The following is a 19,464-nucleotide window of genomic DNA, read 5'->3' as shown; positions in this document are numbered from 1 at the left end:
AAACGCGACTATGCGACTTTCGGCCTCTGTCCGGATGTGCGTTTTGGCACATTCGGGCAGAAGTTTCCCTCTTTATTTCGGGAGAGCCGCACGAACCTTGGCTACCTGCTCAGCCGACACGGCGGCAGCCTGGTTGCCCCAGCTGCTGCGCACGAAGGTCAGCAGCGCCGACACATCGCCGTCTTTCAGCCGCCAGCCGAAACCGGGCATGGCAAGCGCGGCCGGCGCGTCTTTGGTATGCGGCATGGCCGAGCCCTGCAGGACGATGCGGATCAGCGATGTCGGGTCGGCCGCATTGACCGCGCTGCTGCGGGCCAGCGCCGGGAAGGTGCGACCCTCGCCCTGGCCGTCCGAGCGGTGGCAGGCTGCGCAATTGTTCAGCCAGACCATGGCGCCCGGCTTCTCGACCTTGCCCTGGCGCATCGCCACCACCAAAGGATCGGGTGAGGGAGGTGCTGCGGGCGGAGTGGCGCTGGCGCCGGTTGCCGCGGGTATCGCGTGCAGATAGGTCGCCATGGCGGCCAGGTCTTCCCGGGTCATGTGCTGGGTGCTGTTGGCCACCACCTCGGCCATGGGGCCGAAGGCGGCTGTGTGGCCGTTGCGACCGGTTCGCAGGTAATCGACGATGTCCTGCTGCGACCAGGTCGCCAGGCCGGGCAGGGCGCTGTTGCGCAAGGGCTGGGCATACCAGCCGTCGATGAGCGCGCCCGAAAGGAAGTTGTCGCCAGCCTTTTCCGTCGATGCCTTTTCGGCGCCGGTATAGCCGCGCGGCGTGTGGCAGGCACTGCAATGGCCCAGGCCCTGCACCAGGTAGGCGCCGCGGTTCCATTCGGCGCTCTGGCTGGTGTCGGCCGCGTAGGCGTCGCCCTTCAGGTAGAGCATGTTCCAGCCCATCATCAGCCAGCGCATGCTGAAGGGGAACTTCAGGTCGGTGCGGGCGTTGTCCTGCCTGGCCGGCTTCACCCCTTTCTGGAAATAGGCGTACAGCGCGCCGACGTCCTCGTCCGACAGGCGGGCGAAGTTGGTGTAGGGCATGGCCGGGTAGAGGTAATGGCCGTCCCTGGCCCGTCCCTTGCGCAGGGCGCGGGTGAAGTCGTCCAGCGTGTACCGGCCGATGCCCTGGTCCGGATCGGGCGTGATATTGGTCGAGACGATGGTGCCGAAGGGTGTGTTCATCGGCAGGCCGCCCGCGAAGGGCACGCCTTGCGGCCGGGTGTGGCAGCTGATGCAGTCGCCGCTGCGGGCCAGGTATTCGCCGCGGATCACCTGCGGGTCCTGCGCCGCCGCACCGGCCGGCGGCTGGACCACCCGTTCGCCGCTGGTGGCGCCACCGGTGGTGGGCACGGGGGTCTGGGCCAGCACGCAACCGGCGGCCATCAGCAGGCCGGCCACTACGGCAGGCAGGAAGGTCCTGGAAGTAATGAAGGTTGGCATGGTGTGCTGGTCCTTCAGGCCAGGGCCGACGGGTTCTTGAGGTAACGCTCGCGGATCGCCTTGGCCGACCAGTAGGCCAGGCCGGTCACCATGCCGGTCGGGTTGTAGCCGAAGTTCTGCGGGAAGGCGCTGGCGCCCATCACGAAGACATTGGGCACGTCCCACGTCTGCAGGTAGCGGTTGACGGCGCTGGTCTCGGGGTCGGTGCCCATCACCGCGCCGCCGGTGTTGTGGGTCGACTGGTAGGGCCGTACGTCGTAGTGGTCGCCTGGCTTGCGCACGTTGACGGTGTACGACTTGGGATTCATGGCCTTGGCGATGTCGGTGCACTTGCCGGCGATGAACTGGGTCATGGCGAGGTCGTTCGCTCGCCAGTCGAAGGTCATGCGCAGCAGCGGCTGGCCGTAGGCGTCCTTGTAGGTCGGGTCGAGGTCGAGAAAGTTGTCGCGGTACGACATGACCGAGCCCTGGCTGCCGACGCTGGCGGTGTAGCGGTAGTTGTCCTTGATGGCCTTTTTCCAGCCGGCGCCCCAGGTGGGTGTGCCGGCCGGCACGGCCATCTGCTGGATCGGCCGGCCGCCGGTCGTGATGCAGTTGATGGTGGCGCCGCCGACGAACCCGAGCGGTCCGTGGTCGAAGTTGTCGCCGTCGAAATCGTCGATCACGCTGCCGCTCGCGCCGGCTCCGACGAACGGGTTCATCGGCTGGTCGTGGTCGAAGAACAGGCTGACGCCGGCGTTCAGCTGATAGGCGTAGTTGCGTCCGACCACCCCCTTGCCGGTGGCGGCGTCATAGGGCTTGCCGATGCCCGACAGCAGCATCAGCCGCACGTTGTGGAACTGGTAGGCGCACAGGATCACAAGGTCTGCCGGCTGTTCGACCTCGCGGCCCTGAGCGTCGATGTAGGTGACGCCGGTGGCCCGTTTGCCGTCGGCCGACATGTTCACTCGCGTGACATGCGACTTGGTCCGCAGCTCGAAGTTGTTCCGGTGCATCAGGGTCGGCAGCAGCGTGGTCTGCGGCGATGCCTTGGCATAGTTGTAGCAGCCGTAGCGTTCGCAGAATCCGCAAAAGTTGCACGGGCCCAGCTGCGCACCGTGCGGATTGGTATATGCCCTGGAAGCATTGGCGGCGGCCTGCGGGAACGGGTGGTAACCCATGTCTCGGGCGCAGCAGCGCGCTGTTGATGGTGGCCAGCGGCGGCAGCGGAAAGTCGTTGTTGCGGGCTCCTTCGAAAGGGTTGCCGCCCTGCTGGATCTGGCCGCGGATATTGCCGGCCCGGCCCGAGATGCCGGCGATCTTCTCGAACTGGTCGAAGAAGGGTTCCATCTCCTCGTAGGTCACGCCAAAGTCCTGCAGCTGCATTCCGGCAGGGATGAATTTCTTCCCGTAGCGTTCCTCGTACTTGCTTCGCAGCCGCAGGTCGTCGGGCAGCGGCCGCCAGTGGTGGCCGTTCCAGTGCACACCCGCGCCGCCAACGCCGTCGCCTGGCAAAAATGAACCGAGCTGGCGGTACGGCAGGGCGACGTCGCCGGCGTTGTGGCGCACGGTCACCGTCTCGCGCGCCAGGTTCTGGAAAAGCTTGCCGCGGATGCCGTAGCTCAGTTCGTCCGTGATGCGGGGATAGGCGAAATCGGGCACGGTGTCGCGCATTTCGCCGCGCTCCAGCGCCAGCACCTGCAGGCCGGCGTCGGTGAGTTCCATGCCCATGATGGCGCCGGTCCAGCCGAAGCCGACCAATACGGCGTCGACCGATGGTTTCTTGATGCTTGCCATGTGATCGATTCCTCAGCCCTGGGGGCCGGCGATGGTGACCGTGGGCAGCGGGTACTGCACGCCGGGTTTGCCGACCCAGTCGGCGAAATCGGCGCGAGCGCCCGGAAAACCGATCATTTGCCACGACACGCCGTTGCGGTTGCCGCCGTGGATCGGGTCGCTGAGGTAACCCTCCTTGGTGTTCTGCAGCAGGAAACCGAAGAAAGTCTTGGCAGCTACGTTCTCGAAGGTGATCGAGCCGGCTTCCATGCCCTTGAGCACCCCGTCCTGCTGCGCTGGGTCGAGCTGGGCGAACAGCTTGCCGTCGAAGGCGCTCTTGCAGTGCTCGTCGCAGGCGGCGATGCCGGCTCGGTAGACCTCGCGGGGCGGCATCTTGCCCTGGTAACCGAATTCGGGCGGGGCGTCGGCGAAGGGTCCCTGCATGTACCAGATGGCGGCATGGCCGAAGGCTTCGTCCATCTGGCGGTCGATGAATTCATGCGCGCCGGCTTCGATGCCGCCGGGACCGGTTTCGTCAGCCGGGATCAGTCGGGCTACCGCGGCCTGCACGAAGGCCCATTCGGGAGCGGTGAAATAGCGGGGGGTGAAGGGTGCCGCCGGGTTGGCGGATGCCGCTGGAGGCGTCGTGGAGACGTTGGCGGCGGAGGCGGGTGGAGGGGTGGGGGAGCAGCCGGCGGCGACTGCCGCTACCGGGACGATCGTGATCGATCGGCGCAGAAATCCGCGCCTCGCAGCGTCGTGAGACATGACCTTGTTCCTTGTCGACGGTGTGGGCCGTCGTTGTTATGCGTTGCAGGAAGCAAGGCCATACTACGCGCATGGCTATGTACAGATGTCGCACTTTGCAACATCTGGATGGGTCGAACGGGATCAGCGTTTACGTGCTCGGGCCGGCGCCGCGGAGGCTTTCTGGGGAGCTGCACGACCCGGTTTGGACACGCCGCGGCCCTGGGCCGCCGGACGCGATGCACCGCGCGCCGATGGCGAACCCGAAGGCGCTGCATGGGCTTGCACCGGCAGATACACCACCAGTTGCTGGCCCGACTTGAAAGTAGTGGACGGGCTGACCGAGTTCCAGTTGGCGACGTCGCTGGAAGTGACCCGATAACGCTTGGCCACCGCATCGACGTTGTCGCGCCTGCCGGCCTTGACGACGGTGCGCCGGGTGACCACTTCAGGTGCCAGCGCAAGCCGGCCCGATTCGGCCACGTCGGCATCCACGTCGTCCTGCATCTTGGCGGTGCGTGGCACCACCAGGGTGGAGCCGGCCTTGATCAGCATGCGCGGCGGAATGCCGTTGACGGTCCGCAGGTCCTGTTCGGACATGCCGGTCCTGGCCGCGGCGGCGCTGACGGACAGGGTGCTGGGCACGGTCCACGCGGTCCAGCTGGCGTACTGGCCGTCGGCATAGGCGTCGAGATTGCGGCGGAACACGGCGGCGTTGTCCCAGGGCAGCAGGATGCCGGTGGTGCCGGCGGCCAGGATGACCGGATGGCGCATCGACGGGTTGAGCGCCTTGAAGTCCTCCAGCTTGACGTCGGCCAGCCGGGCGGCCAGGGCGACGTCGATGTCGCGGGTGATTTCGACCTGCTGGAAGTAGGGGTGGTTTTCGATCAGCGGCAGTTCGGCGTTGAACATTTCCGGATGCGCCACGATGTTTTTCACCGCCTGCAGCTTGGGCACGTACATACGCGTTTCGTTGGGCATGGTGATGTCTTCGTAGCCCACCGGAAGGCCTGCCTTCTGGTTCTTGGCGATGGCTCGGCCGACGCTGCCTTCTCCCCAGTTGTAGGCGGCCAGGGCCAGTTGCCAGTCACCGAACATGCCATAGAGGCGCTGCAGGTAGTCCAGCGCGGCGCGGGTCGAAGCGAGCACGTCGCGGCGGTCGTCGCGGAACATGTTCTGCTTGAGCTGGTAGTCGTTGCCGGTTGCCGGCATGAACTGCCACATGCCGGCGGCCTTGGCGCTGGACACTGCCTGCGGGTTGAAGGCACTCTCGATGTAGGGCAGCAGGGCGAGTTCGGTCGGCATGCCGCGCCGCTCGAGTTCTTCGACGATGTGGAACAGGTACTTGCTGGAGCGCTCCGTCATGCGCTGGATGTAGTCCGGCCGGGTGGCGTACCACTGCTCGCGATCGTGCACCAGGTCGTTGTCCAGGTCGGGCATGGCGAAACCGCGGCGGATGCGTTCCCACAGATCGGCCGGCGGGGCCAGCGGGGCCACGGTGCGGCTGCGCAGGTTGGCTTCGGCGATGGGGCGGAGTGCGCCGGTAGGGTAGACCGGGGCGCGGGCAGTCGGTGCCGAGGCGGTGGCCCCCGCGCTGGCGGCGGCCTTGGATGCGGCGGACGGATCGCCCGGTGCCGCACAGCCTGAGAGTAGCAATGCGCCGAGGGTGAGCCAGAGGGCCGGGAACAGCTTGTTCATCGGTATTCGTTCTTCCATTGCCGCAGGGCGGCAAAAACGCCGACCTCGTCGCGTTCGCTGACGGGGTCGGTAGGGGCGAGGCGTCGAACCGCGTCGATCACGTTGCGGGTCCGGCTGCGCAGGAATGGGTTGACCGCCCGTTCGGTCCGCAGTTCGGACGGCAGGGTGGGCCGGCCTTCGGAACGCAGCGCCTGGCAGCGTGCGGTGTAGTCGGCCAGGGCGGTATTGTGAGGCTCCACGGCCTGGGCGAACTTCAGGTTCGCCATCGTGTATTCGTGGCCACAGCAGAGACGGGTGTTGCCGGGCAGTGCGGCCAGGGTGTCCAGCGAGTGCAGCATCTGCGCGGGCGTGCCCTCGAAGAGGCGGCCGCAGCCTCCCGAAAACAGGGTGTCGCCGCTGAACAGCAGCGGGGTTCCACCTGCGTCCGGACAGAAGAAGGCGATATGACCTGCGGTGTGGCCGGGTACGTCGATCACTCGGAAGCTGATGCCCAGCGCGGTGACCGTGTCGCGGCCGGAAACCCGTTCGGCTGGCTCGGGCACCGCCTCGGCGGCCGGACCGATGACACGGCATCCGGTGGCAGCCCGTAATTCGGCGACGCCACCGGTGTGGTCCGCGTGGTGGTGGGTGACTAGAATTGCCTCAAGTTGAAGGCCGTCGGCCTGCAGCGCCGCAAAAACCGGCGCTGCTTCGCCGGGGTCGACCACCACGGCCCGCTGCGCGTCACGCAGCATCCAGATGTAGTTGTCGGAAAAAGCGGGCAGCGGTAGCAAGACCATGAGCAGCGAAATTATAGATTTGGACTCCTGGTTCGCCACACCGGCGGGCCGGTATCTGCTGGACTGGGAGCGGGCGCGGTTCGACGCGGCGGTAGACGACATTTTCGGCTATCACGGCGTCCAGCTGGGTTTGTCGGCTCTGGACGGGCTGGGGTCGAGCCGGGTAAGGCGCCGCTGGCTGGCTGCCGGCAGCTACGACCTCGCGCTGACGGAGGCACGCCAGATCACGCCGCGCCACGCGCTGGTCACCGATTTCTCGGCCTTGCCTTTCGCGTCGGGCAGCCTGGATCTCGTGCTGATGCCGCACACCCTCGACCTCTCCGCCGACCCGCATGCCGCGTTGCGCGAAGCCGAAAGGGTGCTGGTGCCGGAAGGCAAGCTGGTCATCAGCGGTTTCAATCCGAACAGTCTCTGGGGCATGAAACAACGACGGGCCCGGCTTCTGCGGACCCTGCGGCTGGGCGGTTTCGGCCTGGGTGATGCATTCATTCCGGACGACTTCGACAGCATCGGCTACTGGCGGCTGCGCGACTGGTTGCGGCTTCTGTCCTTCGAGGTGGAATCGGGCCGCTTCGGCTGTTTCCGCCCCGCGGTTCGCAGCCAGGCCTGGCTGGACCGCACCGGCTGGCTCGACGTCGCCGGCGAGCGCTGGTGGCCGATCTTCGGTGCGGCCTATTTTGTCGTCGCCACCAAACGGGTCGCCGGCATGCGGCTGCTGGCGCCGGCCTGGAAAGCCCGCTCGTCGCGCAAGGAACCCGCCGCCGTGCCGGTGGCAGGGCGCGACAATGCGGCCCGGCGTGTGCCGTCGCCGGTCCCGGCGCCGCGGCCCGCGTCTTCTCCCGACACGTGACGAAGAGCTTTTCGTGAACCAAGTAGATATTTATACCGACGGCGCCTGCAAGGGCAATCCCGGCCCGGGCGGCTGGGGCGTGCTGATGAAGTCAGGCGACCTGCAGAAGGAACTGTTCGGCGGCGAAAAACTCACCACCAACAACCGCATGGAAATGATGGCGGTGATCCAGGGCCTGTCGGCCCTCAAGAAGCCGTGCAGGGTGACGCTCTATATCGACAGCCAGTACGTGCTGAAGGGCATCACCGAATGGGTGAAGGGCTGGAAGGCACGCGGCTGGCGCACCGCCAGCAAGGAACCCGTGAAGAACGTGGAACTGTGGCAGCAGCTCGATCAGCTGGTGGCCACCTGCGGCCATACCATCGAATGGAAATGGGTGCGCGGCCACAACGGCGACCCTGGCAACGAGCGGGCGGATGCCCTGGCCAACCGCGGCGTCGACATGGCCCTTGGCCGGCTTTGAATCCTTGCATCAGCCCTGACGCGCCGGCAGCGCTTCCAGGTCTTCGTGTGTGTTGGCGTTGGCAAAGGCCGAGGTGTCGTCGAACACCACCATGGCACAGCCGCAGCGTTCAGCCCAGCGCCGGACCCGGCGTTCGTCATGCGCCAGCGCCTGCTCCAGCGGATCCCGCAGCGAACGCCGTACCAGCATGAAAACGGGCTGCGGGTCGAAGCCGTCGCGGCGGGCGGTCGCAGCCATGGCGATGGGTTTGCCGGTTTCTTCGGCGCCGTACATCAACCGCGCCACGAGGTCGGCCGGAAACAGCGGGCTGTCGCAGGGCACGGTGACCAGCCAGTCGGTCGTGCAATGGGTCAGGCCGGCGAGCAGGCCAGCGAGCGGACCGTGAAAACGATCGTCGGCATCGGGCCAGACGGGCACCTGCCAGTCCATATAGATCGCGGTGTTTCGGTTCGCATTGATGGCGATGGCGCCCACCTGGGGCTGCAGGCGCCGCAGGGCATGCCGCGCCAGCGGTACGCCCTGCCATTCGACCAGTCCCTTGTCGGCACCGGACATCCGGCTGCCCCGGCCGCCGGCCAGCACCAGACCGGTGATGTCGGCCGGCGTCATCCGCCGATGTAGCTCATCTCGACCCGTTTGCCGCTGCTGCCGGCCGATTCCGCGGGCAGGCTGGCGCGCAGTTCCGAATAGCGGTCCTCCCGGCCCTGCCAGATGCCGGCGACGGCGGCGGCCAGTTCGTCGTCGGTGCCGCCGGCCCGCAGCAAGGAGCGCAGGTCGTGGCCGTTGCGGCCGAACAGGCAGAGGTAGAGCCGGCCGTCGGTAGACAGTCGGGCGCGATTGCAGTCGCCGCAGAAGGCCTGTGTCACGCTGCTGATGAAACCGACCTCGCCGAGGCTCGCGTCGGGCCGTCCGTTGGCATCGGCATAGGCCCAGCGGACGGCGGTTTCACCAGGTGCCGAAGCAGCCAGCGGCACCAGTGGCAACTCTGCGCGCAACAGGGCCAGCACATCGGACGACGGCAGGACTTCGTGCATGCGCCAGCCGTTGGTGGCGCCGACATCCATGTATTCGATGAACCGCAGGGCCACGCCGGTACCGCGGAAATGCCGGGCCATCGGCAGGATCTGATCGTCGTTGGTCCCGCGCTTCACCACCATGTTGACCTTGACCGGACCCAGTCCTGCCCGCAGGGCGGCGTCGATGCCGTGAAGGACGTCGGAGACCGGAAAATCGACATCGTTCATGGCCCGGAATACCGCGTCGTCCAGGCCGTCGAGGCTGACGGTGACGCGGTTCAGGCCCGCGTCCTTCAATGATTGCGCCTTGCGGGCAAGCAGAGAGGCGTTGGTGGTCAGGGTGAGGTCGGGAGGGGTGCCATCGACCGTGCGCAGGCGGGCCAGCTGTTCGACCAGCGATTCGAGATTGCGCCGCAGCAGCGGCTCGCCTCCGGTCAGCCGGAGTTTTCTGACGCCTTGCGCGACGAACACGGCCGCCAGCCTGGCAATTTCCTCGAAGTTCAGCAAAGCCGATTGCGGCAGGTAGGGGTAGTCCTTGCCGAAGACTTCCTTGGGCATGCAATAGCTGCAGCGGAAATTGCAGCGGTCGGTCACGCTGATGCGGAGGTCCCGCAGTGGACGACCAAGCCGGTCGATCAACTGGCCATCCGGCCTGCCGACCGGCAGCGCCGGCGTCAGACGACGCAGGTCCAGCAGGGGTATGGTCCGGGTGGCGGCGTTGGGCATGCCCCGATTGTCGCCCGGCCGCAGATCCATTTGGTGATGGGCCGTTACACACACTCTAACGATGCGATAGAGACTGTCTTTTCATCTCACGGTCATAGCCGTGTATAAATGAAAGTGAAACTCATTCAAAGGAATTATCGATGGCCTTCAGCCTGCCCCCGCTGCCTTATGCCTATACCGCGCTCGAACCGAATATCGACGCGCAGACGATGGAAATCCATTACACCAAGCACCACCAGACTTATGTCAACAACCTGAACGCGGCGCTGAAAGACACGCCTCACGAAGGAAAGTCGATCGAGGAACTGGTGTCCGGCGTGGAGCAACTGCCCGAAGCGCTGCGTGCGCCGGTACGCAACAACGGCGGCGGCCACTACAACCACAGCCTTTTCTGGACAGTGATGGCGCCGGGCGGTCCGACTGCCCCGGAAGGCGATCTGGCCAAGGCCATCGAATCCGACCTCGGCGGCATCGAGAAATTCAAGGAGGCGTTCACCAAGGCGGCTCTGACACGTTTCGGCAGCGGCTGGGCATGGCTGGCGGTCGACAGGTCAGGAAAGCTCGTGGTCGAAAGCAGCGCCAACCAGGACAGCCCGCTGATGACCGGCATCGGTTCCGGCAACACCCCGATCCTGGGACTGGACGTCTGGGAACACGCGTATTACCTCAAGTACCAGAATCGCCGGCCTGACTACATCGCGGCGTTCTACAACGTGGTGAACTGGCCCGAAGTGGCGCGCCGGTATGCCGCCGCCCGAGGCTGATCGCCTGACGAGCCTGGATCGCGCCCGTGCGGCGCGGTCGCCTCGCGGCTGGCTGGGCATGTTCATCCTGTTGGTCGGTGGCGTCGCCGTCTGTGCGCAGGGCTGGCAACTGGTCACCACCCACGAAGTGGTGCGCAACGCATTCGTGGGCGGCATGGTTGCGGCGCTGGCGACCGCGTTGGGTACGGTGCCGGTGCTGTTCTCGCAGCGGCTTTCCGAACGGACGCAGGACACCCTGTTCGGCTTCGGTGCCGGCGTGATGCTGGCGGCCAGCGCGTTTTCGCTGATCATCCCGGGCATCGCGGTGGCGAAGGAGTCCGGGATGGGTCCGTGGAGTGCCGGCGGGATAGTCGGCGTCTCGATTCTCCTGGGAGGTCTTGCCTTGTTGGTCACCGAGCGGTTGGTGCCGCACGAGCATTTCATCAAGGGAGTCGAAGGCCAGACCGCGCATACCTTGCGTCGATCCTGGCTTTTCGTCTTTGCGATCGCCCTGCACAACCTGCCCGAAGGCCTGGCCATCGGGGTGGGTTTCGCAGGCACCGATCCGCTGCGTGCCAGCGCGCTCGCCACGGGCATCGCGATTCAGGATCTGCCGGAAGGCCTGGTGGTGGCGGTGGCGCTGCTGGCTGCGGGATACAAACGGGGCCTGGCCGTCGGCGTCGGAATGGCGTCGGGGCTGATCGAGCCGGTAGGCGCGTTGGCAGGTGCCGCGGTGATCGAATATTCGCGCGGACTGCTGCCCTGGGGCCTGGGTTTTGCCGGTGGCGCCATGCTGTTTGTCATCAGCCACGAGATCATCCCCGAGTCGCACCGAAAGGGGCACGAAGCCTGGGCGACCGGTGGCCTGATGATCGGTTTTGTCTTGATGATGCTGCTGGACACCGCGCTGGGCTGATTCGCCACGGGGTGCTGGCTACAATGCCGGCGCCTGTTCCGCGCCTTGCGCGGCCCTGAAACAACAACATCCTGCTGACCGATCCATGGCCTTCGACAAAGTTTCCCCTGGCAAGAATCCCCCCGACGTTTTCAACGTCGTCATCGAGATCTCGGCGAACGCCGACCCGGTCAAGTACGAGGTCGACAAGGACTCCGGCTGCGTGTTCGTCGACCGTTTCCTGTCGACCGCCATGCACTACCCGACCAACTACGGATATGTGCCGCAGACCCTGTCGGGTGACGGCGATCCGGTCGACGTGCTGGTGATGACCCCGTTCCCGCTGCCGCCTGGCGTCGTGGTGCCTTGCCGTGCCATCGGCATCCTGAAGATGGAAGACGAAGCCGGCGTGGACGGCAAGGTGCTGGCCGTGCCGACGACCAAGATCCTGCCGCTGTACGAGCAGTACCAGAAGCCGGAAGACCTGCACCCGATCCTGCTGAAGCAGATCAGCCACTTCTTCGAGCACTACAAGGACCTCGAAGCCGGTAAATGGGTGAAGGTCCTGGGTTGGGAAGGCAAGGATGCGGCCCACCGGGAAATCCTGGAAGGCATCGCCAATTACAAAAAGGCCTGACCGCTTCACCGGGCGCCTGAAACAGGAAGGAGCCTCGCGGCTCCTTTTTTCATCGTGTGTCGTGGCGAAAAGGCGAGCGTTCTTCCAGGTGTTCCATGTAGTTTGCGATGCCTGCGCCCTCGCGTTCCAGGAAACGTTCGACCGCCTCCGAGAAATCCGGCCTGGCCAGCCAGTGCGCACTGGTGGTCGATACCGGCATCAGGGCCCGCGCCATCTTGTGTTCGCCCTGCGCACCGCCTTCGAACCGCGAGATGCCGCGGGCGATACACCACTCCAGCGGCTGGTAATAACAAGCCTCGAAGTGCAGGCAGTCGACCCTTTCCAGCGCGCCCCAATAGCGACCGTAAGCCACTTTTTCGTCGGCCGTCTGCTGAACCGCGATCAGGCTGCACGCGATCGGCGCACCAGCACGCTCGGCGATGAACAGCAACCAGTTTTCCGGCATGTCGGACTGCATGCGCCGGAAGAACTCACGGGTAAGGTAAGGCGCGTTGCCATGTTCAAGATAGGTGCGTTCGTAGCACCGATAGAAAAAGTCCCAGTCTGTATCGGTGATTTCGCTGCCCTGAATGTGGCGGAAAGCCACGCCGGCGTCGGCCACCTTGCGGCGCTCCTGCCGGATCTTCTTGCGTTTTTCCTGTGCCAGTCCGACCAGGAAACCATCGAAATCGGCGTATGGCTCGGGCGCCCGGTTGCGCCAGTGGAACTGCACGGTGTGGCGCAGCATCAAGCCGGCTTCGCGGCAGGCATCGATGTCATGTTCTGCCGCGAACAGCAGATGCAGCGACGACAGGCCCTGCGCTTCGCACCATGCGACCACGGCCTTTACCAGCCGCACCCGCGTTTCGTGGTCACGCGCCAGGAGGCGGGCGCCGGGCACCGGCGTGAAAGGCGCGGCCACGATGGCCTTGGGGTAGTACTCCAGTCCGTGTTCCGCATAGGCGTTGGCCCAGGCCCAATCGAACACATATTCGCCGTAGGAGTGGGACTTTAGGTACAGCGCGCAGGCGCCTTCCAACGTGTCTCCGTCCATCAGCGTGATGAAGGCCGGTGCCCAGCCGGTGCGGGTGGTAGCGCTGCCGCTGCTGTGCATGGCGAGCAGATAGGCATGGCGCATGAACGGACTCGGTTGCGCCTGTTGCGCCAGCAAGGCGTCCCATCGCGCCGGGTCGATGGATGCAGGATCTGTATGAACCCTGATGGTGATGTCGGCCTGCTTTTTCTTCACGCTGCGTTACCCTTGGTCAAAATTGCCGCAAATCCCGAAGACTCCATATCAGGAATTGACCATGAAACTCATCACCGCCGTCATCAAGCCGTTCAAGCTGGAAGAAGTGCGCGAATCCCTGGCCGCTTGCGGCGTCAGCGGTCTGACCGTAACCGAGGTCAAGGGTTTTGGCCGACAGAAGGGGCATACCGAGCTTTACCGCGGTGCGGAGTACGAAGTGGATTTTCTGCCCAAGATGAAGATCGAGGTCGTCGTGGCCGACGGCGATACGGCGCGTTGTGTCGAGGCCATCGTCATCGCAGCACGGACCGGCAAGATCGGCGACGGCAAGATCTTTGTCACCTCGGTCGAAAAGGCGGTGCGGATCCGCACCGGCGAGGAAGACGACTCGGCCGTCTGACCCTCAGGTTCAGATGACGTCGCGCAGCGGCACGGCGTTGCCGTGGCTGTGCCGCATGCCTGCGACCATGGCTGTCAGCAGAGCCGTCACATCGGTGTCCACCTGAAGCAATTGCTCGGTTCCTTCCCACATGAAGCCGGTCGCCACCGACTGCTTCATGAAGGCCAGCAGACCGTCGTAATAACCGGCCACATTAAGCAGGCCCAGCGGTTTGGCGTGATAACCCAGCTGGTGCCAGGTCCAGACTTCGAACAGTTCCTCGAAAGTGCCGATGCCGCCGGGCAGGGCCAGGAAGCCGTCCGAACGTTCGGCCATCATGGCCTTGCGTTCGTGCATGTTCGAGACGATATGCAGCTCGTCGCAGCGGTGGTTCGCTGCTTCCCGGTCGACCAGGCTTTGCGGGATCACCCCGATCACCCGGCCGCCGGCCCCCTGCGTGGCATCGGCCACCTGACCCATCAGGCCCGCGTGGCCGCCGCCGTATACCAGCTGGCCGCCGGCCGCGCCGATCCATCGCCCGACGGAGCGCGCAGCCTCGGCAAAACTCGGGTCGTTGCCTTCGCGGGATCCGCAATAGACACACAAGGAAAACTTCGGTTGGGTCGACGGGTTCATCGCAAAAGAGTCAGCTGAAACGATGGAACAGTGCGCCGGCCCACAGGCCGCCACACAGGATTAGCGAAAGCAGCACCGCTGCGCTGCCCATGTCCTTGGCCTGTTTGGACATGGCATGCCAGTCGGGACCGATGCGGTCTATGGCGGCCTCGATGCCGGTATTGAGCAGCTCGACGATCATCACCAGCAGCACCGAGCCGGCAAGCGTGCCGATTTCCATCCAGTTGTCGCCCAGCCAGAAAGCGGCGGGCAGCATGACGATGGCAGCCAGTACTTCGGCGCGGAATGCGGCCTCGCTCCAGCCGGCCCGAAGGCCGTCCACCGAGTATCTGAAGGCGTGCCAGAGGCGATCCAAGCCTCGGCGGGATTTCTGTGCGTTGGTGGCTTCGCGCAAGGATGTCGCGCCATGATTCTTTGATGAGCTGTCTTGCATCGGCAATTATTTTCGGCGAGGAACGGAAGGGCGCCAGGTAACCAGCCTGGTGCCGGCGAGCGCGTCGTGCAGGAACTGCTTTTGCAAATGCAGTCGGCTCGCGAGCCCCCAGAAAATCACCCAGCCGATGAGCAGAACGGCCGTTTCCCTGCCGGACGCAGACAGGAGCATGGATGCCGCCAGGGGCGGCAGGAACCACAGCCAGGCCAGCAGGTAACGCAGCAGGCAGCGGGCTTGGCTGACTGCGTCTCCATTGCGGTCGACCAGTCGGATATGCCAGGTCTTCATGGCTAGCGTCTGGCCCCTGGTCCAGAACCAGACGAAATAGATACCCAGTACGACGAACAGGAAAGCCATCAGCGGATGGCGATTGTCCAGCGCATTGCGGGTCTGACTGAGGCTGCTGAACAGGTAGCCCGAAATAAACACCACTCCGAACAGGAGCACGCCTTCATAGAGCCAGCAGGCCATCCTGCGTCCGAGCGCGGGCGCCTGCATGTCGACGATGGACGTTGCGGCCGCTGGGTGCGCCACAGGTGCTGAAGGCTGGAAGTCTGGAGTCATCGGTCTGCGAGCTCTGCGAAGGGCGGAGCAGCATGTCCGAAACCAAGGGCTCAGGGCGCCTGGAAATGCTGCGGAAGAAGCGTATTGTGATCGACGGCCGAAGCCGGTACGCCCACCCGCGGCGAACTGCGGGGATCGCCGCCAGCCGGCACCAGCTTGATCATTTCCGGGCCACGGTTCAGCTTGGCAGGTGCGGCGACGCCGGGGCGCTTGGGCGCGGTCGATGACGCCAGCTTTCCGCGCTGCTCGTCGCTCAGTGCCTGGTAGGCCTCCCAGCGGGCCTTCTTTTCATCGACATTCACCTTGCGGGCTTCGGCGTAGTTCAGCCGGGCCTGGTCACGCTCGACAGTGCTCAGTCCGGCCCATGCGCTCATGCGACCGTGCATCTTGGATTGCTCTTCGGCTGACCAGTTGTCGAAATTTCGCGAGATGGCGATCCACTTGCGTTTGTGGTTTTCGGTCAGGGTGTCCCAGTGTGGATGGAGCGGAGCCAGTGCCTGCCGCTGACCTGCCGTCAACTCGCCCCAGGCCGGGCGTGTGGCGGGTGCCATCGAGGGCGAGGAGGCGCTGGATGGAGCCGAAGTGGCCGGCCCCTTTGCCGACATGCGAGCCTGCGCGCAGACGCCCGTGACAAGCCCCGCCATCGCCGACAGCAGCAGGGCTTGCCATATGCGGCTTTGGAGGTGGCCGCTGGCGGCCTTGGCAAGTTGGAACATGTGACCTGGCGATATCAAGGGCGCTTCGGCTCAGCGGTCCTGGGACTGAAGACCGTTCTTCAGGAATTCGATAAAACCGGGGTCGGTATAGGCGGAAGGCGGAAGGTCGTCAGTCAGCAGGTCCGAATCCACTTCAGCCAGTTCACGAAGCCGGTTGTCCGTCTGGACCACGTGGATGGTGACCAGGCCGGCAACCAGGGCGAGCAAGGGAAGTGCCGATGCCATGCGACCCCAGAACCCTGGACCTCGGCCGCCACCCATGCTGAGCGTTGCGGTACCCGACGTCTGGCCGAACACGGCCGCTGCCGTGTGTGCACGAACATTGGCCACCTTGCGGCGGCTCATGGCGTGCAGGCGAATGGCCTTGAGGCGCGCGCCGATGTCGTGTGGCAGCGTGCGTGAGCCGGCTTCAAGGCGTGCGGCCACACGTTCGCCAAATTCGTCTTGCAGCTGGTCCTGGGTAATGTCGATAGAGCGGTTCATAGTTGTATTCCCTTGGCTTTCAGCGCGGCGGCCAGCGCTCGCACAGCGCGGGAGCAATGCGTCTTGACGCTGCCTTCGGAGCAGCCCATGGCGGCAGCTGTCTCTGCAACGTCCATTTCCTCCCAGTAACGCATCAGGAAAGCCTCGCGTTGACGCGTTGGCAGCTCTTGTATCTGTATTTCGATCTGGTGGAGGATTTCGCCGCGGCTCGTGCTGTCTTCGGCACTTTCCGTGCGTTGGCTTCCGTCGTTGACGACCAGCGCTTCGAGCAGGTCGAAACCGTCGTCTTCGCCGCCGCTGTCGAAGTCGCTCATGTTGGAGAACAGGGCGTTGCGGGTCTTCTGGCGGCGGAACCAGTCGAGCGTGCAATTCGACAGGATGCGCTGGAACAGCATGGGCAGTTCATCGGCTGGCCGGTCGCCGTAGTGTTCGGCCAGGCGCAGCATGCTGTCCTGCACGATGTCGAGCGCGGCCTCCTGGTCGCGCACGTGGTAGACCGAGCGTTTGAAGGCCCGGGTTTCGACGCTCTGCAAGAAATCAGCGAGTTCTTTTTCGGAAGCCAAAGTGGGGAAACTTGTTTGCGCCGGTAAGGCGGCATGAGGTTCGGCGCGCGCCTATTATTCCATCAGGGAAATATTTATGCGCGGCGGAGCTGCATCTTCATCGACCGATGCAATAATGCGCGTTGCAACTCAAACAGCAAACGGGTTTCGGTTCGGCACGTTACATCGCGCCCATGGCCGCTAGCCCAAAGTTCCGACGCAGCCTCACAAGGGTCTTGCGAAGGAGCACCCAAGGTTTTTCGTCAGAGAAAATCTCAAAGGTTCATCATGGAAATCTCCAAGGCCGAAATCATTTCGGCAGCTGCCGCCGCAGCGCAATCCCCCGAATCCATCGAGCTCATGGGCTCCGAAGTGCTGATGAAGGCGCTGGCCGCCGAAGGCACTGAATTCGTCTGGGGGTATCCGGGCGGCGCGGTGTTGTACATCTACGACGCCCTCTACAAACAAGATTCCATTCAGCATGTGCTGGTGCGCCACGAGCAGGCGGCGGTACACGCGGCCGACGGTTATGCCCGTGCCACCGGCAACGTCGGCGTGGCGCTGGTCACCTCCGGCCCTGGGCTGACCAATGCGGTCACCGGCATCGCCACCGCGTATATGGACTCGATCCCGATGGTGATCATCAGCGGCCAGGTGCCGACTGCTGCCATCGGTCAGGACGCCTTCCAGGAATGCGACACGGTCGGCATCACCCGCCCGATCGTGAAGCACAACTTCCTCGTCAAGGATCCGCGCGATATCGCGATGACGATGAAGAAGGCGTTCCACATCGCCCGCACCGGCAGGCCCGGCCCGGTGGTGGTCGATATCCCCAAGGACGTCTCCTTCAAGAAGACCCTGTACACCGGCTATCCGCAAACCGTGGAAATGCGGTCGTACAACCCGGTCAAGAAGGGTCATGGCGGACAGATCCGCAAGGCGCTTCAGTTGCTGCTGACCGCCAAGCGCCCCTATATCTACACCGGCGGCGGCGTGTTGCTGAGCAATGCGTCGCAAGAATTGCGGACGCTGGTCGACCTGCTGGGTTACCCCGTCACCAACACGCTGATGGGCCTGGGCGCCTATCCTGCGTCCGATCCCAAGTTCCTCGGCATGCTAGGCATGCACGGCACCTGGGAAGCCAACAACGCCATGCAGCATTGCGACGTGCTGCTGGCGGTCGGCGCGCGTTTCGATGACCGGGTCATCGGCAACGTCAAGCACTTCGCTCAGAACGAACGCAAGATCATCCACATCGACATCGACCCTTCTTCCATCTCGAAGCGGGTGAAGGTCGACGTGCCCATCGTCGGCGACGTGAAAGACGTGCTGACCGAATTGATCACCATGATCAAGGAGTCGCCGATCAAACCCGACGGTCAGTCCCTGCAGGCCTGGTGGAAGACCATCGAGGAATGGCGTGGCCGCGACTGCATGGCCTATAGCCTGGGTGACGGCGACGTCATCAAGCCCCAGTACGTGGTCGAGACGCTCTGGGAAATGACCAAGGACGTCGACACCTACATCACTTCCGATGTAGGTCAGCACCAGATGTGGGCGGCGCAGTATTACCGCTTCGACAAACCCAACCGCTGGATCAACTCCGGCGGTCTGGGAACCATGGGCGTGGGCATTCCCTACGCCATGGGCGTCAAGATGGCCAAGCCCGATTCGGAGGTGTTCTGCATCACAGGTGAAGGTTCGGTGCAGATGTGCATCCAGGAGCTTTCCACCTGCCTGCAATACAACACGCCGATCAAGATCTGTGCGCTGAACAATCGTTACCTGGGCATGGTGAGGCAGTGGCAGGAGATCGAATATTCCGGCCGCTATAGCCACAGCTACATGGACGCGCTGCCCAACTTCGTGAAGCTTGCCGAGGCCTATGGCCACGTCGGTCTGCTGATCGAGCATCCACGTGACGTGGAGCCCGCGCTGCGTGAAGCGCGTCGACTGAAGGACCGTACGGTGTTCATGGACTTCCGTACCGACCCCACTGAGAACGTATTTCCGATGGTGCAGGCAGGCAAGGGCATCACCGAGATGCTGCTCGGCAGCGAAGACCTTTAAGCCTTCGAGGGGGGCCGTTTTCGCTGCCCCTGCTTTTCACCCAACTGAAGAATCTATTGCTCGCCGAGCCTGCGCATTACCGTGCGCAGGGGAGGGCGGCGAAAAGAGGAATCGCACATGAAACACATCATTGCCGTGCTGCTCGAAAACGAGCCTGGTGCACTTTCCCGCGTGGTGGGCCTTTTCTCGGCCCGGGGCTACAACATCGAGTCGCTGACGGTGGCGCCGACCGAGGATCCCAGCCTTTCGCGCATGACCATCCAGACCGCGGGTTCGGAGGACGTGATCGAGCAGATCACCAAACACCTGAACCGCCTGATCGAAGTGGTGAAGGTGGTCGACCTGACCGAGGGCGCCTATACCGAGCGTGAACTGATGATGGTCAAGGTGCGGGCGGTGGGCAAGGAGCGCGAGGAGATGAAGCGCCTGGCCGACATCTTCCGCGGGCGGATCATCGACGTCACCGACAAAAGCTACACCATCGAACTCACCGGCGACCAGTCCAAGAACGACGCCTTCCTGCATGCGGTCGAACGCAGCGCCATCATGGAAACCGTCCGTACTGGCGCCAGCGGCATCGGCCGCGGCGAACGGGTGTTGCGCGTCTAGTCCCCTGTTTCTTATTTCCGCCCGGGCTTCGACAGGCTCGGCATGGGCGGATTGTGTCCGG

21 protein-coding genes and 1 pseudogene are annotated in these 19,464 nt (G+C 64.4%); 8 read left to right on the top strand and 14 right to left on the bottom strand.

Annotated elements, in window-relative coordinates:
- Positions 1-72: 72 nt before the first annotated feature.
- The 5 genes and pseudogenes from AC3ANW_RS13495 to gloB all read right to left on the bottom strand — a co-directional run bounded on the left by AC3ANW_RS13495 (position 73) and on the right by gloB (position 6,413).
- Positions 73-1,434 carry a c-type cytochrome gene (locus AC3ANW_RS13495; protein WP_488341360.1) on the bottom strand — a complete coding sequence of 454 codons (1,362 nt, stop codon included), beginning with the start codon at positions 1,432-1,434 and terminating at the stop codon, positions 73-75.
- A gap of 14 nt (positions 1,435-1,448) precedes the next feature.
- Positions 1,449-3,210, bottom strand: a pseudogene (locus tag AC3ANW_RS13490) (GMC family oxidoreductase).
- Positions 3,211-3,222: 12 nt separating this feature from the next.
- On the bottom strand, positions 3,223-3,957 hold the full coding sequence (locus tag AC3ANW_RS13485; protein WP_488341359.1) for a gluconate 2-dehydrogenase subunit 3 family protein: 735 nt from the start codon (positions 3,955-3,957) through the stop codon (positions 3,223-3,225).
- A gap of 123 nt (positions 3,958-4,080) precedes the next feature.
- Positions 4,081-5,634 carry a transglycosylase SLT domain-containing protein gene (locus tag AC3ANW_RS13480; RefSeq protein ID WP_488341358.1) on the bottom strand — a complete coding sequence of 518 codons (1,554 nt, stop codon included), beginning with the start codon at positions 5,632-5,634 and terminating at the stop codon, positions 4,081-4,083.
- Positions 5,631-6,413, bottom strand: a complete 783-nt coding sequence (gene gloB, locus AC3ANW_RS13475; protein ID WP_488341357.1) for a hydroxyacylglutathione hydrolase — start codon at positions 6,411-6,413, stop codon at positions 5,631-5,633. Before gloB ends, AC3ANW_RS13480 begins: the two co-directional genes overlap by 4 nt.
- On the opposite strand from gloB, the gene AC3ANW_RS13470 reads away from it, so the two are divergent.
- A complete protein-coding gene (locus AC3ANW_RS13470; protein ID WP_488341356.1) occupies positions 6,412-7,263 on the top strand; it encodes a class I SAM-dependent methyltransferase in 852 nt (283 codons plus the stop codon). The two genes, gloB and AC3ANW_RS13470, sit on opposite strands and share 2 nt — an antisense overlap.
- A gap of 13 nt (positions 7,264-7,276) precedes the next feature.
- Positions 7,277-7,726, top strand: a complete 450-nt coding sequence (gene rnhA, locus AC3ANW_RS13465; protein ID WP_488341355.1) for a ribonuclease HI — start codon at positions 7,277-7,279, stop codon at positions 7,724-7,726.
- Positions 7,727-7,735: 9 nt separating this feature from the next.
- On the opposite strand, the gene mobA is transcribed toward rnhA, so the two are convergent.
- Entirely contained in the window at positions 7,736-8,335 is a 600-nt protein-coding gene (gene mobA / locus AC3ANW_RS13460; protein WP_488341354.1) for a molybdenum cofactor guanylyltransferase MobA, read from the bottom strand.
- A complete protein-coding gene (moaA, locus tag AC3ANW_RS13455) occupies positions 8,332-9,468 on the bottom strand; it encodes a GTP 3',8-cyclase MoaA (protein ID WP_488341353.1) in 1,137 nt (378 codons plus the stop codon). Before moaA ends, mobA begins: the two co-directional genes overlap by 4 nt.
- Before the next feature lie 140 nt (positions 9,469-9,608).
- Here moaA and AC3ANW_RS13450 point away from each other — a divergent pair, with 140 nt between their 5' ends.
- From AC3ANW_RS13450 to ppa, 3 genes are all read left to right on the top strand, one after another.
- Complete coding sequence (locus AC3ANW_RS13450) at positions 9,609-10,232, top strand: superoxide dismutase (RefSeq protein ID WP_488341352.1); 624 nt, start codon at positions 9,609-9,611, stop codon at positions 10,230-10,232.
- 58 nt (positions 10,233-10,290) lie between these two features.
- A complete protein-coding gene (locus AC3ANW_RS13445; RefSeq protein ID WP_488345424.1) occupies positions 10,291-11,127 on the top strand; it encodes a ZIP family metal transporter in 837 nt (278 codons plus the stop codon).
- Positions 11,128-11,212: 85 nt separating this feature from the next.
- Positions 11,213-11,743, top strand: a complete 531-nt coding sequence (ppa, locus tag AC3ANW_RS13440; RefSeq protein ID WP_488341351.1) for an inorganic diphosphatase — start codon at positions 11,213-11,215, stop codon at positions 11,741-11,743.
- Positions 11,744-11,792: 49 nt separating this feature from the next.
- Here the strand turns inward: ppa and AC3ANW_RS13435 are convergent, their stop codons facing one another.
- Positions 11,793-12,971: a GNAT family N-acetyltransferase gene (locus AC3ANW_RS13435; protein ID WP_488341350.1), complete on the bottom strand. Its 1,179-nt coding sequence runs from the start codon at positions 12,969-12,971 to the stop codon at positions 11,793-11,795.
- A gap of 61 nt (positions 12,972-13,032) precedes the next feature.
- Here AC3ANW_RS13435 and AC3ANW_RS13430 point away from each other — a divergent pair, with 61 nt between their 5' ends.
- Positions 13,033-13,371 carry a P-II family nitrogen regulator gene (locus AC3ANW_RS13430; RefSeq protein ID WP_488341349.1) on the top strand — a complete coding sequence of 113 codons (339 nt, stop codon included), beginning with the start codon at positions 13,033-13,035 and terminating at the stop codon, positions 13,369-13,371.
- Between the two features lie 9 nt (positions 13,372-13,380).
- Here the strand turns inward: AC3ANW_RS13430 and AC3ANW_RS13425 are convergent, their stop codons facing one another.
- The 6 genes from AC3ANW_RS13425 to AC3ANW_RS13400 are packed head-to-tail and all read right to left on the bottom strand — an operon-like array spanning position 13,381 to position 16,745.
- On the bottom strand, positions 13,381-13,986 hold the full coding sequence (locus AC3ANW_RS13425; protein ID WP_488341348.1) for an LOG family protein: 606 nt from the start codon (positions 13,984-13,986) through the stop codon (positions 13,381-13,383).
- A 10-nt stretch (positions 13,987-13,996) separates the two neighbouring features.
- Complete coding sequence (locus tag AC3ANW_RS13420; RefSeq protein WP_488341347.1) at positions 13,997-14,419, bottom strand: diacylglycerol kinase; 423 nt, start codon at positions 14,417-14,419, stop codon at positions 13,997-13,999.
- A gap of 6 nt (positions 14,420-14,425) precedes the next feature.
- Entirely contained in the window at positions 14,426-14,983 is a 558-nt protein-coding gene (locus AC3ANW_RS13415; RefSeq protein WP_488341346.1) for an RDD family protein, read from the bottom strand.
- A gap of 50 nt (positions 14,984-15,033) precedes the next feature.
- Entirely contained in the window at positions 15,034-15,699 is a 666-nt protein-coding gene (locus AC3ANW_RS13410; RefSeq protein WP_488341345.1) for a DUF3106 domain-containing protein, read from the bottom strand.
- Positions 15,700-15,729: 30 nt separating this feature from the next.
- Positions 15,730-16,182 carry a DUF3619 family protein gene (locus tag AC3ANW_RS13405; RefSeq protein ID WP_488341344.1) on the bottom strand — a complete coding sequence of 151 codons (453 nt, stop codon included), beginning with the start codon at positions 16,180-16,182 and terminating at the stop codon, positions 15,730-15,732.
- Positions 16,179-16,745 (bottom strand): RNA polymerase sigma factor, encoded by a 567-nt coding sequence (locus AC3ANW_RS13400; RefSeq protein ID WP_488341343.1) that lies wholly within the window; start codon positions 16,743-16,745, stop codon positions 16,179-16,181. Before AC3ANW_RS13400 ends, AC3ANW_RS13405 begins: the two co-directional genes overlap by 4 nt.
- 267 nt (positions 16,746-17,012) lie before the next feature.
- Here AC3ANW_RS13400 and AC3ANW_RS13395 point away from each other — a divergent pair, with 267 nt between their 5' ends.
- Both AC3ANW_RS13395 and ilvN read left to right on the top strand, forming a co-directional pair.
- Complete coding sequence (locus tag AC3ANW_RS13395) at positions 17,013-18,794, top strand: acetolactate synthase 3 catalytic subunit (RefSeq protein ID WP_488341342.1); 1,782 nt, start codon at positions 17,013-17,015, stop codon at positions 18,792-18,794.
- A gap of 117 nt (positions 18,795-18,911) precedes the next feature.
- Positions 18,912-19,403: an acetolactate synthase small subunit gene (gene ilvN / locus AC3ANW_RS13390; protein WP_488341341.1), complete on the top strand. Its 492-nt coding sequence runs from the start codon at positions 18,912-18,914 to the stop codon at positions 19,401-19,403.
- The last annotated feature ends 61 nt before the right edge of the window (positions 19,404-19,464 follow it).

The organism is Xylophilus sp. PBN-3R, assembly GCF_057747805.1.
The sequence above is the reverse complement of the archived record's forward strand: the minus strand, read 5'-3'. Positions and strand labels throughout refer to the sequence as shown.

What these genes read in the sequence shown, in the direction of transcription:
- AC3ANW_RS13495 (WP_488341360.1), bottom strand. Translation starts at nt 1,434, where the DNA reads ATGCCAACCTTCATTACTTCCAGGACCTTCCTGCCTGCCGTAGTGGCC.
- AC3ANW_RS13485 (WP_488341359.1), bottom strand. Translation starts at nt 3,957, where the DNA reads ATGTCTCACGACGCTGCGAGGCGCGGATTTCTGCGCCGATCGATCACG.
- AC3ANW_RS13480 (WP_488341358.1), bottom strand. Translation starts at nt 5,634, where the DNA reads ATGAACAAGCTGTTCCCGGCCCTCTGGCTCACCCTCGGCGCATTGCTA.
- AC3ANW_RS13470 (WP_488341356.1), top strand. Translation starts at nt 6,412, where the DNA reads ATGAGCAGCGAAATTATAGATTTGGACTCCTGGTTCGCCACACCGGCG.
- gloB (WP_488341357.1), bottom strand. Translation starts at nt 6,413, where the DNA reads ATGGTCTTGCTACCGCTGCCCGCTTTTTCCGACAACTACATCTGGATG.
- mobA (WP_488341354.1), bottom strand. Translation starts at nt 8,335, where the DNA reads ATGACGCCGGCCGACATCACCGGTCTGGTGCTGGCCGGCGGCCGGGGC.
- moaA (WP_488341353.1), bottom strand. Translation starts at nt 9,468, where the DNA reads ATGCCCAACGCCGCCACCCGGACCATACCCCTGCTGGACCTGCGTCGT.
- AC3ANW_RS13450 (WP_488341352.1), top strand. Translation starts at nt 9,609, where the DNA reads ATGGCCTTCAGCCTGCCCCCGCTGCCTTATGCCTATACCGCGCTCGAA.
- AC3ANW_RS13445 (WP_488345424.1), top strand. Translation starts at nt 10,291, where the DNA reads ATGTTCATCCTGTTGGTCGGTGGCGTCGCCGTCTGTGCGCAGGGCTGG.
- ppa (WP_488341351.1), top strand. Translation starts at nt 11,213, where the DNA reads ATGGCCTTCGACAAAGTTTCCCCTGGCAAGAATCCCCCCGACGTTTTC.
- AC3ANW_RS13430 (WP_488341349.1), top strand. Translation starts at nt 13,033, where the DNA reads ATGAAACTCATCACCGCCGTCATCAAGCCGTTCAAGCTGGAAGAAGTG.
- AC3ANW_RS13425 (WP_488341348.1), bottom strand. Translation starts at nt 13,986, where the DNA reads ATGAACCCGTCGACCCAACCGAAGTTTTCCTTGTGTGTCTATTGCGGA.
- AC3ANW_RS13420 (WP_488341347.1), bottom strand. Translation starts at nt 14,419, where the DNA reads ATGCAAGACAGCTCATCAAAGAATCATGGCGCGACATCCTTGCGCGAA.
- AC3ANW_RS13415 (WP_488341346.1), bottom strand. Translation starts at nt 14,983, where the DNA reads ATGACTCCAGACTTCCAGCCTTCAGCACCTGTGGCGCACCCAGCGGCC.
- AC3ANW_RS13410 (WP_488341345.1), bottom strand. Translation starts at nt 15,699, where the DNA reads ATGTTCCAACTTGCCAAGGCCGCCAGCGGCCACCTCCAAAGCCGCATA.
- AC3ANW_RS13405 (WP_488341344.1), bottom strand. Translation starts at nt 16,182, where the DNA reads ATGAACCGCTCTATCGACATTACCCAGGACCAGCTGCAAGACGAATTT.
- AC3ANW_RS13395 (WP_488341342.1), top strand. Translation starts at nt 17,013, where the DNA reads ATGGAAATCTCCAAGGCCGAAATCATTTCGGCAGCTGCCGCCGCAGCG.
- ilvN (WP_488341341.1), top strand. Translation starts at nt 18,912, where the DNA reads ATGAAACACATCATTGCCGTGCTGCTCGAAAACGAGCCTGGTGCACTT.